Source organism: Pseudaquabacterium pictum (genome assembly GCF_005403045.1).
Lineage (GTDB): Bacteria > Pseudomonadota > Gammaproteobacteria > Burkholderiales > Burkholderiaceae_C > Pseudaquabacterium > Pseudaquabacterium pictum.
The window spans coordinates 63,505-74,700 of record NZ_BJCL01000022.1 but is presented as its reverse complement, the minus strand read 5'-3'; the positions used below and the strand labels follow the sequence as shown (position 1 = coordinate 74,700).

General features: G+C 72.6%; 12 protein-coding genes. 1 reads left to right on the top strand and 11 read right to left on the bottom strand.

Translation table 11 applies throughout. The annotated features are described in order from the left end of the window. The 6 genes from FFT10_RS25330 to fliF form a co-directional block, all read right to left on the bottom strand. Positions 1 to 872 (bottom strand): flagellar biosynthesis protein FlhF (locus tag FFT10_RS25330; protein ID WP_373282596.1); only part of this gene is annotated, 872 nt, incomplete at its 3' end. A gap of 25 nt (positions 873 to 897) precedes the next feature. Further along, positions 898 to 1,374, bottom strand: coding sequence for a flagellar export protein FliJ (fliJ, locus tag FFT10_RS25325; RefSeq protein WP_137735669.1), 477 nt, complete (start codon positions 1,372 to 1,374; stop codon positions 898 to 900). 28 nt (positions 1,375 to 1,402) lie between these two features. Then, complete coding sequence (fliI, locus tag FFT10_RS25320; RefSeq protein WP_137735668.1) at positions 1,403 to 2,896, bottom strand: flagellar protein export ATPase FliI; 1,494 nt, start codon at positions 2,894 to 2,896, stop codon at positions 1,403 to 1,405. Further along, complete coding sequence (locus tag FFT10_RS25315) at positions 2,893 to 3,855, bottom strand: FliH/SctL family protein (protein ID WP_228027307.1); 963 nt, start codon at positions 3,853 to 3,855, stop codon at positions 2,893 to 2,895. Before FFT10_RS25315 ends, fliI begins: the two co-directional genes overlap by 4 nt. Further along, a complete protein-coding gene (fliG, locus tag FFT10_RS25310) occupies positions 3,842 to 4,837 on the bottom strand; it encodes a flagellar motor switch protein FliG (protein ID WP_137735667.1) in 996 nt (331 codons plus the stop codon). Before fliG ends, FFT10_RS25315 begins: the two co-directional genes overlap by 14 nt. After that, on the bottom strand, positions 4,837 to 6,555 hold the full coding sequence (fliF, locus tag FFT10_RS25305; RefSeq protein ID WP_137735666.1) for a flagellar basal-body MS-ring/collar protein FliF: 1,719 nt from the start codon (positions 6,553 to 6,555) through the stop codon (positions 4,837 to 4,839). The genes fliG and fliF overlap by 1 nt, the downstream gene beginning before the upstream one ends. 185 nt (positions 6,556 to 6,740) lie before the next feature. Between fliF and fliE the strand changes: the two genes are divergently transcribed. Further along, positions 6,741 to 7,100, top strand: coding sequence for a flagellar hook-basal body complex protein FliE (fliE, locus tag FFT10_RS25300; RefSeq protein ID WP_137735665.1), 360 nt, complete (start codon positions 6,741 to 6,743; stop codon positions 7,098 to 7,100). A 28-nt stretch (positions 7,101 to 7,128) separates the two neighbouring features. On the opposite strand, the gene FFT10_RS25295 is transcribed toward fliE, so the two are convergent. From FFT10_RS25295 to fliS, 5 genes are all read right to left on the bottom strand, one after another. Further along, positions 7,129 to 8,829 carry an AMP-binding protein gene (locus FFT10_RS25295; protein WP_137735664.1) on the bottom strand — a complete coding sequence of 567 codons (1,701 nt, stop codon included), beginning with the start codon at positions 8,827 to 8,829 and terminating at the stop codon, positions 7,129 to 7,131. 146 nt (positions 8,830 to 8,975) lie between these two features. Next, entirely contained in the window at positions 8,976 to 9,509 is a 534-nt protein-coding gene (locus FFT10_RS25290; protein ID WP_162520920.1) for a pilus assembly FimT family protein, read from the bottom strand. A gap of 5 nt (positions 9,510 to 9,514) precedes the next feature. Then, on the bottom strand, positions 9,515 to 10,279 hold the full coding sequence (locus FFT10_RS25285; RefSeq protein ID WP_137735663.1) for a flagellar brake protein: 765 nt from the start codon (positions 10,277 to 10,279) through the stop codon (positions 9,515 to 9,517). Positions 10,280 to 10,303: 24 nt separating this feature from the next. Beyond that, complete coding sequence (locus tag FFT10_RS25280) at positions 10,304 to 10,603, bottom strand: flagellar protein FliT (protein ID WP_137735662.1); 300 nt, start codon at positions 10,601 to 10,603, stop codon at positions 10,304 to 10,306. 44 nt (positions 10,604 to 10,647) lie between these two features. Further along, complete coding sequence (gene fliS / locus FFT10_RS25275) at positions 10,648 to 11,085, bottom strand: flagellar export chaperone FliS (RefSeq protein WP_137735661.1); 438 nt, start codon at positions 11,083 to 11,085, stop codon at positions 10,648 to 10,650. Between the last annotated feature and the right edge of the window lie 111 nt (positions 11,086 to 11,196).

Here is an 11,196-nt window from a genome sequence, read left to right as displayed (position 1 = left end):
CCGGCCGGCAGGGTGGTCGGCAGGTCCAGGCCCGGGGCGGCGGCCGCCGCGGCGCTGGCAGCCGTCACGCTGCCGTCCGGGGCGGATGCGGGGACGGGCTGGCTGGTCGGGGCGACCGGCAGCGGCAGGCCAGGCAGCAGGGCGGACGCCTGCAGTGCGGTGGCCGCGGGGTTGGCCGTCGGGTCGTTGCTCGCAGCCAGCACCGGTCTGTCGGCGTCGGCTTCGGCCTCGGCCGACCGGGTGACCGTCGGCAGCTGGCCCAGTTCAGGCAGCGGCGTGCCGGCCAGGCGGCTGGCCAGACGGTGGCGTGCCCACTGGGCTGTGCTGGCGGTGCTGGCGGCGCTGGCGCTGTTGGCGGTGCTGGCGGCGGCCTGGTGCGCCGTGTCTGCAACCGACTGGGCCGCGGCATCGGCCGCGGCCGGGTCTTCGGCCGAACCGCCGGCCTCGGCGGCCTGACCGGATGCCGCGGCCGGGCGTGCCGGTGGCGCAGCGCCGGCGCCTGCCGACCGCGCGGCACCTGCGCCGTCCTGCTGCGCGGGGGCACTGTCCTTGCCGGGCCGCGCGGCATCGCTGGCATGGGGGCCTTCGGCAGGCTGCGCGCTGCGGCCGGGGGCCGGCTCGGCGCTGCGGGCCGGGTTGTCGCTGGCCGGGCGCGGCGCGCTGCCGGATGCCGCCGGGCGCGGCGGTTCGGCCGGCCTGGCACTGGCGGCCACCTGCTGGTCGACCTCGCGCAGCGCGGCCTGGCGGTCGGCCTGCTGCTGCATCAGCGCGGCGAAATCGGCGCCGCCGGGCTGGGTGTCGCGTGCCGGGGCCGCGGCCTCGGGCAGCGGCAGGGTGTTGGGCATCGGCAGGGCGGGCAGGGGGCTGAGCATGGGCTCTCCTTGGCTCGGGGCGGAATCAGCGGGCCGCAGCGGCCAGCGGGTGTTGGCCGCGCTGGGCGCTGGCAGCGCGCTGGGCGGCTTCGTCGGTGCTGCGCTGGTCACGCCGGTTGGCGATGGCCTGCAGCTCGGCCTGGCGGCGCTCGATCAGCTTGCGCACCGCGGCCACGCGCTGCTCGCGCGCCAGCAGCAGGCTGCGCGCCTGCTGCACCCGGTTGCCCAGGTGCTGGGTGTTGACCTGGTGGTGGGCGATCGCCTGGTCCAGCCGCTGGCCGAAGCCGCGGTGGCAGTGCAGCAGCTCGGGCGTGCCGGCGGTGCGGAAGTGGGCCGTCCAGCGTTGGTCGTACTCGCCGCGGTAGGTGTGCAGGGCCTGGCCCTGCTGCTCGGCCTGGGCCACCAGGCCTTCGGCCTGGCGCAGGGCCAGCGCGGCGGTGTCGCGCTCGGATTCGGCGCGCTGCAGCAGGGTCTGCAGCAGGGCGATGGAGTTCAGGCTCATGGGGGCTTGGCCAGGGTCGGGGCGGGGATCAGGCGTTCATCAGGCGCGCCAGCTGGGCGCGGCTCTGCGCCAGCGGGGCGCGGTCGTGCATGTCCTGCTGCAGCAGCGCGACCAGCGGCCCGTGCAGCTGCAGGGCCTGGTCCAGCTCGGCATCGTGGCCGGCCTGGTAGGCGCCCAGCTGGATCAGGTCGCGCGCCTTGCCCACGCGGGCCAGCACGCCGCGGGCGCGGCGCGCCAGTTCCACCTGCTCGCGCGGGCTCACATTGCTCATCACGCGGGAGATCGACTTCTCGACGTCGATGGCTGGGTAGTGGCCGGACTCGGCCAGCTCGCGGCTGAGCACGATGTGGCCGTCCAGGATGCCGCGCGCCGCATCGGCGATCGGGTCCTGCTGGTCGTCGCCCTCGCTCAGCACGGTGTAGAAGGCGGTGATCGAGCCGACGCCGTTCAGGCCGTTGCCCGAGCGCTCGACCAGCTGCGGCAGCTTGGCGAAGCAGCTGGGCGGGTAGCCCTTGGTGGCCGGCGGCTCGCCGATGGCCAGGGCGATCTCGCGCTGGGCCATGGCGTAGCGGGTCAGGCTGTCCATCAGCAGCAGCACATGGCGGCCCTGGTCGCGGAAGTGCTCGGCCACCGCGGTGGCGTAGGTGGCGCCCTGCATGCGCACCAGCGGCGGGGCATCGGCCGGTGCGGCCACCACCACGCTGCGGGCCAGGCCGTCCTCGCCGAGGATGTCCTCGATGAATTCCTTGACCTCGCGGCCGCGCTCGCCGATCAGGCCGACCACGATCACGTCGGCCTCGGTGTAGCGGGCCATCATGCCCAGCAGCACGCTCTTGCCCACGCCGGTGCCGGCGAACAGGCCCAGCCGTTGGCCGCGGCCCACGGTGAGCAGGGCGTTGATGGCGCGCACGCCGGTGTCCAGCGGGGTGCGCACCGGGTCGCGCTCCATCGCATTGATCGGGCGGCGCACCATCGGCTCGTTGCGCACATGGGTCAGCGGGCCCAGGCGGTCCATCGGCTGGCCATGGGCATCGATCACCCGGCCCAGCAGGCCGTCGCCCACCGCCAGGTGCAGGCCGCGGTCCTCGCTGCGGCGCCACAGCGCGTTGTCGCGGCCCAGCAGCGGCGGCGCATGGCTGATGCCGCGCGGCGTGACCCGCGCGCCGCTGGACAGGCCGTGCAGCTCGCCGGTGGGCATCAGGAAGGCGCGGTCGCCGTTGAAGCCCACCACCTCGGCCAGCACCGGCGGGCCGGCATCACCATGCACCTCGCAGACCGAGCCCACCGGCGCGCGTACGCCGGCGGCCTCCAGCACCAGGCCGGTGACGCGCACCAGCGTGCCGTGGGTCTGCAGCGGCGCCTTGACCGCGGCATGGGCCTGCAGATCCCGCAGGTAGTGGGCCCAGCGCTGCAGGCGGGCGGACGGCGCCGGGGGGGCGGCCTGCGGTTCGGCCTGCGGTGCCGCCTGCAGTTCGGCCTGCAGATCGGCCTGCAGATCGGTGGCCAGTCCGGCACCGTTCATGCGTCGCCTCCGGCCTCGGCGGCATCGGCACCGCCGTCGTCCCATGCGACGCCGCTGCCCAGCGACTGGGTGGCCTGGGCCCAGCGGGTGGCCACCTGGGCGTCGATGACGCCGGCATCCGATTCCACCCGGCAGCCGCCACGGGACACCGCCGGCTGGGCCAGCAGGCGGGCGCCGCGGGCGGCCAGCGCCTCTTCGCAGCCCTGGGCGACCAGGGCATGGTCATCGGGGTGCACCAGCACGGTGATGTGGTGGGCGCTCATCAGCACGGTGTTGACCGCCTCGCGGGCCACCTGGGCCACCAGGCCGGGGCGCACCTGCAGCTCGCTGCGCACCACCTGGCGGGCCAGCTCGGTGGCCACGCGGGCCACGCTGGCGGCCATGTCCTGCTCCAGCCGGCCCAGTTCGTCGTCCAGCGCCTGCAGCACGCGGGCCATCTGGCTGCTGGTCTGGGTGGCGAAGCTCTCCTTGAAGCTCTCCAGCGCCACCAGGCCGTCGCGGTAGCCATCCTGGTAGCCCTGCTGGCGGGCGGCGGCCACCTGCTGCTGGGCATCGGCCAGCAGCTCGGCACGCTGGGCAGCCAGCGCGGCGGTGACATCGGGGGCCGGCGTGGCCGGGGCGCTGGCCTCGGGCGCCGGGGCGTCGGCGCTGCCGGCGGCGGGCGTGGCCGCGCTGTCGGAGAAGGCCTCGTGCACCGGCCAGGCCGGCACCGGCGGGCCGGGCGCGCGCTCGCCGTCGGCGCGGGCGCGCACCGCCGCATGCGGCGCACCGGGCTGCGCCGGCTGGATGATGGTGGGCGCCTCGGCAAAGGCATCGGGCATCCAGGACGAGAAGCCCTGCAGCTCCTCGCGCGGGATGAACCGGGTGTAGGCCACGCCGGCGCGCAGCACCGCGGGCAGCGGCTCGGCCTGCGGGCCGTGCAGGCGCTCGTGGGGCGTCGGGCGTCTAGAGGAATTCATCCGCGCCTCCGCTGGCGATCACGATCTGGCCTTCCTCGACCAGGCGGCGCACGATCTTCAGGATCTCCTTCTGCTCGGCCTCCACGTCGGACACGCGCACCGGGCCGCGGCCGTCGAGGTCTTCCTTCAGGGTCTCGGCGGCACGGCTGGACATGTTGCGGAAGACCTTGTCGCGCATCTCCGGCGCCGCGCCCTTGAGCGCCAGCACCAGCGATTCGCTCTGGACTTCCTTCAGGATCATCTGGATGCCCTTGTCGTCGACCTTCACCAGGTCGTCGAAGCCGAACATGTTGTCCATCAGCTTCTGGGCCAGGTCGGGGTCGCTCTCGCGCACGTAGTCGAGCACGCTGGTCTCCAGCGCGCTGCCCAGCAGGTTGATGATCTCGGCCGCGGTCTTCACGCCGCCCAGCGAGGCCTTGCGCATGCGCTCGCTGCCGGCCAGCACGTTGCTGAGCACGTCGTTCAGGTCCTTCAGCGCGGCGGGCTGGATGCCGTCCAGCGTGGCGATGCGCACCATCACCTCATTGCGCTGGCGCTCGGTGAAGAACTTCATGATCTCGCTGGCGAGATCGGCATCCAGGTGCACCATGATCGCCGCGACGATCTGCGGGTGCTCGTTGCGCAGCAGCTCGGCCACGCTGCCGGGGTCCATCCACTTCAGGCCCTCGATGCCGCTGACATCGTTGCCCTGCAGGATGCGGTCGATCAGCAGGTTGGCCTTGTCCTCGCCCAGGGCCTTGCGCAGCACGCTCTTGACGTACTCGTCGGTGTCGGACACCAGCGCATGCTGGTCCAGCGCATTGGTGGCAAAGCGCTCCAGCACCTTGGCCAGGCGCTCGCGCGGCACGATCTTCAGCCGCGCGATGGTCTCGCCCAGCTTCTGCACCTCCTTGGGCGAGAGCTGCTTGAAGACCTCGGCCGCCTCCTCCTCGCCGATGGACATCAGCAGGATGGCTGCCTCTTCGACACCGTTCTCGTCCATCACTCGTCTCCTGTCATCCAGGCGCGCAGGATGTTGGCCACTGCCACCGGGTTCTGCTTGGCCAGCTCACGGGCGTCGGTCAGCTGGGCCTCGACCTTCTGGTTGTTCTCCAGCGCCAGCAGCTCGGCGTTGTCCGGGCCGGGCAGCGCCTCGGCGTCGTCGACCACCGCATTCAGCGCGGCCTCGGCCTCCGGCGGCGCCGGCGGCGGCGGGTCGGGCCGCAGCGCCGGGCGCACCACGCCGAACAGCAGCATCAGCGCGACCAGGGTCAGCGCGGCGGGCAGGGCGCCGGCCTTCACCAGGTCGATCAACCAGGGCTGCTTCCACACCGGAACGGCCTCGGGGTCGGCCTTGGGGTCGGCGCGGAACGGGATGTTGACCACCCGCACCGAGTCCCCGCGGTCCTTGTTGAAGCCCACCGCCTCCTGCACCAGGGCCGTCAGCTTCTCCAGCTCCTCCGGCGGCAGCGGCACGCTGTTGGGCTTGCCGGTCTTGGCGTCCAGCGTGGTGCGGTGGTTGACCAGCACGGCCACGTTGACGCGGCGCACCTCGCCGGTGGCGGCGCGCTTGACCTCCACCGTCTTGCCCACCTCGTAGTTGATGGTGCTTTCGCGGCGGGCGTTGTTGCCGGCCAGGCCGGCCTGGGCGGCCTGCAGCGGCGCAGCCGACGCGGCGGTGGCCGGCGCGGCGGCGGGCGTGGGGGCCTGGTTGGTGGCGGCACCTGGCACGCCCACCGGCTGCGGCGGCAGGGTGCCGGTGGCCTCGATGCTCTGCTGGCTGCGCACGGCGGCGCGGGCCTCGGGGCCCTGGTTGGGGGCGTAGGCCTCGCTGGTCTGCTCGACCTGGTTGAAGTCCAGCTCGGCGGTGACGGTGGCGCGCAGGTTGTCCTTGCCCAGCGCCGGCTCCAGGATCTCGTTGACCCGCTGCAGCAGCCGGGCCTCGGTCTCGCGCAGGTGGGCGCGCTGCTGCTGGGTGAGATCGCTGCGCAGCTCGCTGTCGGGCTGGGTCAGCCAGTTGCCGTCCTGGTCGGTGATGCTCACCGCCTTGGGGCTGAGGCCGGGCACGGCGGTGGCCGTCATGTTGACGATGCCGGCGATCTGGCTGCGGTCCAGCGTGCGGCCGGGCAGCAGGGTCAGCGCCACCGAGGCGCTGGGCTTGTCCTGCTCGCGGTAGAAGCCGGTCTGCGCCACCAGGGCCACCATCACCTTGACCGACTGTACCGCCGAGATGGTGGCGATCTGCTGCTCCAGCTGGCTGGCCAGGGCGCGCTGCAGATGGGTGCGCTCCTGCAGCTGGCTCTGGCCGAAGCTGGCCTTGTCCATCACCTCGAAGCCGCTGGGGGCCGACTTGGGCAGGCCGGCCATGGCCAGCTTCATGCGCAGGGCGTTCACCCGCTCGGCCGGCACCATGATCAGGCCGCCGCCGCCGCCCGACAGTTCATGGGTCTCGCCCAGCTTGGTCAGCTGCTCGACCACCAGGCCCAGCTCGTTGTTGGGCAGCACCTGCGGGAACAGCGGCGCCATCGGCACATGGCGGCTCCACAGCGCCAGCGCCACCAGCACCGCCAGCAGGCCGGCTGTGCCGAAGGCCAGCAGCGTCTTCTTGCGTGCGGGCAGCGCCTGCAGCCGGGCCAGCGGGCCGCGCGGCGTGTCCGGCGTGGCCTCGGCCAGCATGGCGGCCTGGTTGGCGGGGGTCAGGGCGGTGACTGCAGCGTCCATGTCGGGAGGGGTGGGGCGTCGTGGGGGCCAGGCCAGGCAGGGCCCTGTTCGGCATTGATTGTTCGACGCGGGTGCCAGCAAGCATGGCGGAAACAGCCCGCAATTCGGGCTTCAGTTCGCACCATCGTGGCCGAGGGCGGCGCCTAGAGTGCAGGGCGTGGCAAAAGCTGCCACCACCACACGCCATGAAACTCGAGCTCAAGCCCTTCGATTTCCAACAGGCCGTGGCCCGCGCCGGCCTGCGGCCGGACGGCACGCCGCTGGGTCAGGCGGTGGGGCTGGGCAAGGCCGGGCGTGCCGAGGCCGCCAGCGGCACCGAGCCGGCGAACTTCACCACCGCGATGGCGCAGGCGCTGCGCGCGGTGAGCGACGCGCAGCTGGAATCCAGCCGCCTGCAGCGCGAGCTGCAGCTCGACAACTCCACCGTCAGCGTGGAGCAGACGATGATCGCCTCGGCCAAGTCGCAGATCGGCTTCACCGCCGCGCTGTCAGTCCGAAATCGTCTCGTCCAGGCCTACACCGACATCATGAACATGCAGGTGTAGCGCCGCCGAAGGCGGCGCCGGGCGGCAGTCATGCCGTCTTGATCTCCGACAGGCCGAGCGCCGCGATCGTCTCCTGCCGCATCACGTACTTCTGGATCTTGCCGGTGATGGTCATCGGGAAGCCGTCGACGAAGCGGATGTGGCGCGGGATCTTGTAGTGGGCGATCTGGCCGCGGCAGAAGTCGCGGATCTCGTCGGGCGTGGCGGCGGCACCGTCCCGCAGCTTGATCCAGGCGCACAGTTCCTCGCCGTACTTCACATCGGGCACGCCCACCACCTGCACATCCTGCACCGCCGGGTGGCGGTAGAGGAATTCCTCGATCTCGCGCGGGTAGACGTTCTCGCCGCCGCGGATGACCATGTCCTTGAGCCGGCCGACGATGTTGACGTAGCCCTCGGCGTCCATCGTGGCCAGGTCGCCGGTGTGCATCCAGCCCTCGGCGTCCACCGCCTCGGCGGTCTTGGCGGGGTCGCCCCAGTAGCCCTGCATCACCGAATAGCCGCGGGTGCACAGCTCGCCGGTGGTGCCCACCGGCACCGGCCGGCCCTGCTCGTCGGCGATCTTGACTTCCAGGTGCGGCTGCACCCGGCCGACGGTGGACACGCGCTTGTCCAGCGGATCGTCCACCGCGCTCTGGGTGCTGACCGGCGAGGTCTCGGTCATGCCGTAGGCGATGGTCACCTCGGTCATGTGCATCTGCGCCTGCACCCGCTTCATCACCTCGATCGGGCAGGGTGAGCCGGCCATGATGCCGGTGCGCAGCGAGCCGATGTCGAATTCGGCGAAGCGCGGGTGGTCCAGTTCGGCGATGAACATGGTCGGCACGCCGTACAGCGCGGTGCAGCGCTCGTCCTGCACCGTCTGCAGCACGGCCAGCGGGTCGAAGGCCTCGGCCGGGTAGACCATGGTGGCGCCGTGGGTCAGGCAGCCCAGGTTGCCCATCACCATGCCGAAGCAGTGGTACAGCGGCACGGGGATGCACAGCCGGTCGGCCTCGGTCAGCCGGATGGCCTCGCCGACGAAGAAGCCGTTGTTCAGGATGTTGCGGTGGGTCAGCGTGGCACCCTTGGGGTGGCCGGTGGTGCCGCTGGTGAACTGGATGTTGATCGCATCGGTGGCGCGCAGCGTCGGGCCCAGCGCCGCTAGCCGGGCGCGGCTGGCGGCGGTGGCCAGGCCGGCGATGGCGTTGAAGTTCAGCATGCCGGGTGTGGCGGCCTCGCCCAGCCGCACCACCCAGCGCAGCGCCGGCAGCGCGGCGGCCTGCAGCTGCCCGGGTGTGCTGGCGGCCAGCTCGGGCGCCAGGTCGTTGACGATGGCGAGGTAGTCGCTGGTCTTCAGCGCCGGGGCCAGCACCAGGGCGGTGCAGCCCACCTTGTTCAACGCGTACTCCAGTTCGCTGCGGCGGTAGGCCGGGTTGACGTTGACCAGCACCAGGCCGGCACGTGCGGTGGCCAGCTGGGTGAGCACCCATTCGGCGCAGTTGGGCGCCCAGATGCCGACCCGGTCGCCCGGCTGCAGGCCCATGGCCAGCAGGCCGGCGGCCACGGCATCGGCCTGGTCGGCCAGCTGGCGCCAGGTCCAGCGCACGCCCTGGTGGGGCACCACCAGGGCCTCGCGGTCGCCGTGGCGGGCCACGGTGGCGTCCAGCGCCTGGCCGATGGTGCATTCCTGCAGCGGCGGCGCGGTGCTGCCGCAGGCATGGGACAGGCGGGGGGCGTCGGTGGTCATGGCAGGCGGTCTCCGGAAGGGCAGTGCGTTGGGTTGCACTGTGCCCCAGGTGGCGGCCGTTGCCACTTCGGACAGACACCACTTCGGACAGACACCGCGTCGGACCGACACGGGTTGGCGGCCGCCTGCGGCGGCCGGTGCCAGGCTCAGCGGCCGTCCGGACCGGGCGGGCAGGGCGGCTTGCCGGCCACGCTGGCGCCTGGCGCGCAGATGCTGGCATGGCCCAGCGCGCCCAGCCGCACCTGCAGCTGCTGGCCTTCGGCCGACGCGAAGCGGGCCAGGCCGCCGGGACCCAGGGCGCCGCCGGTGCGGCTGTCGATGGCCATGGGCGTGGCCGCCAGCAGCTGCACGCCGGGCTGGTCGGCGCCGCGCACCACCTTGATCAGGCCGCTGGCCGGATGGGCGGTGGCCTGCAGGCAATCGCCCGCCGGCCGGGTGCCGATGGCATAGCACCAGCGTTCGCCGGGCTGGAACACCAGGTGCACCGGCTGGGCCCGGCGGCCGGCCTCCTGCCGCGCCAGGGCGATGTCGGCGCGCAGGTGCTCCGCCGTGGCCTGCAGGCGCTGCCGCGCCACCAGGGCGTTGTAGCTGGGCACGGCCATGGCCGTCAGCAAGGCGGTGATGGCCAGGGCGATGGCCAGTTCGAGCAGGGTGAAGCCCGGGGCGGTCCGGCGCGCCATGGCCATCAGTCCAGGCTCAGCAGGCGGCGGCGCTTCTGGGTCTGGTCGATGTAGCGCTGCAGGGTGCGCTGGCTGCCGCTGTCCAGCCGCAGCAGCTCGCAGCCCAGGCGCAGGCCGTTGACCTTGCCGTGCACGCTGGTGGCGTGCTGGATGCGCAGGGTCACGTCCAGCAGGGTGTCGGTGTCGAGGTCGAGCACCACGCCGCCCATCTCCAGGCCGGGCGGCAGCGGCGGCACGTCCTCGGGCAGCATCAGGGCGCAGCCGCCGATGCTGATGTCGAGGATGCGCAGCGCCAGCGGCATGTCGGGCAGGCTGGGGTGGCGCAGGCGCGCCACCGGCGCGCCACGTTCGAGGGTGCGCACGCGGAAGGCCGCGCGGCGCTGGAAGCGGTAGACGCAGGCCGGCAGCCGGCCCTGCAGCGCGGTGGCGCGCGGGCTGCGCACCAGCACCAGGCCCTGCAGGTCGAACTGCAGCTTGACGGAATCGAGGTAGGCCACCGCCGTCAGCTCGTTGGCCTCGACCAGGCCGGGCAGCTGCGGGTCGCCGGGCTCCACGTCGAAGGCGATGCGGCCACGGTCGCCATCCACCGTCCACACCGTGGCGCCCAGGCCCACGCCGCTGGGCGACGACAGCGCCACCGGCGTGCTGCTGTCGCGCAGCTCGCGCAGCAGGGCCAGCACCTCACGCGGGTGGCTGCTGCGGAACTCGGCATACGGGTCGTTGCCCGGGTCGTCGCCGAGCGGGGCCGGCTGGGTGTCGAGGAAGGCCATGGCCGGGTGCCAGCAGCCGCTGCGTCAGTGCAGCGTCTTGTTGCGGCCGGCCAGGATCTGGTCCAGGTCGTCCAGCCAGGGCTCGGCCAGGTGACGGATCTCGGCGTCGTTGACCAGCACGCGCTTCATGATGCGCGATTTCAGCTGGTGCTCGTCGCTGCTCAGTGCCGCGCCGCGGGCGGCGTTCTTCAGCTGGCTGATCAGCAGCACGCAGGCGCCCTCGAGCTTGATCACATGGTCCCAGTTGCCGGCGCGCGCGGCGTCGAGCATGTCGGCGCTGGCCTTCTCGATGGCTTCGTAATAGCTGATCAGACTGCTGTTCATGGAGGGGCTCGCTGGTGAGGCAGGCATGGACGTCCTGGTCTGGTTCAGTTCCTGCCCGGGCTGTCCACCCGGTCGCCGATGGCCTGCCAGGCGTCGCGCAGCGGCGTCACCAGGGTCAGGCATTCGTCCAGCGCTGCCTCGTCGTTGTTCAGGTTGGCCTGGATCAGGCGCAGGCAGACGTAGGCATACAGGTCGGACAGGTCGGCCGCGAGCTTGCCGCCGGCCTTGAGGTCGAGGGCGGACTTCAGACCCTCGTCGATGATGCGCACCGCATGGCCGATGGCCTGGCCCTTGCCCGCGATGTCGCCCTGGCGCATGGCACCCTTGGCCCGGTGCACCGCGGCCATGAAGCCGTCGAACAGCAGTGCCACCAGGCCGTGCGCCGAGGCGCTGGCCACCATGGTCTGCACGCCCACCTGGTGGTAGGCGCCGGCGAACTGGCGTGCCTGCGGGTTGGAACTGCTGTGCGGTGCGCTGAACATGGAGGGCCTGGCGTCGGGGGTGGGCGGGCGGAAGCGTCGGTGTTGAAGGATTTATCGGACCGTCGCCGCCAGACTTGAGGCGGGGAAGCTCCGGGGTTGCACGGGTGTGCG

What these genes read in the sequence shown, in the direction of transcription:
- fliJ (WP_137735669.1), bottom strand. Translation starts at nt 1,374, where the DNA reads ATGAGCCTGAACTCCATCGCCCTGCTGCAGACCCTGCTGCAGCGCGCC.
- fliI (WP_137735668.1), bottom strand. Translation starts at nt 2,896, where the DNA reads ATGAACGGTGCCGGACTGGCCACCGATCTGCAGGCCGATCTGCAGGCC.
- FFT10_RS25315 (WP_228027307.1), bottom strand. Translation starts at nt 3,855, where the DNA reads ATGAATTCCTCTAGACGCCCGACGCCCCACGAGCGCCTGCACGGCCCG.
- fliG (WP_137735667.1), bottom strand. Translation starts at nt 4,837, where the DNA reads ATGGACGAGAACGGTGTCGAAGAGGCAGCCATCCTGCTGATGTCCATC.
- fliF (WP_137735666.1), bottom strand. Translation starts at nt 6,555, where the DNA reads ATGGACGCTGCAGTCACCGCCCTGACCCCCGCCAACCAGGCCGCCATG.
- fliE (WP_137735665.1), top strand. Translation starts at nt 6,741, where the DNA reads ATGAAACTCGAGCTCAAGCCCTTCGATTTCCAACAGGCCGTGGCCCGC.
- FFT10_RS25295 (WP_137735664.1), bottom strand. Translation starts at nt 8,829, where the DNA reads ATGACCACCGACGCCCCCCGCCTGTCCCATGCCTGCGGCAGCACCGCG.
- FFT10_RS25290 (WP_162520920.1), bottom strand. Translation starts at nt 9,509, where the DNA reads ATGGCGCGCCGGACCGCCCCGGGCTTCACCCTGCTCGAACTGGCCATC.
- FFT10_RS25285 (WP_137735663.1), bottom strand. Translation starts at nt 10,279, where the DNA reads ATGGCCTTCCTCGACACCCAGCCGGCCCCGCTCGGCGACGACCCGGGC.
- FFT10_RS25280 (WP_137735662.1), bottom strand. Translation starts at nt 10,603, where the DNA reads ATGAACAGCAGTCTGATCAGCTATTACGAAGCCATCGAGAAGGCCAGC.
- fliS (WP_137735661.1), bottom strand. Translation starts at nt 11,085, where the DNA reads ATGTTCAGCGCACCGCACAGCAGTTCCAACCCGCAGGCACGCCAGTTC.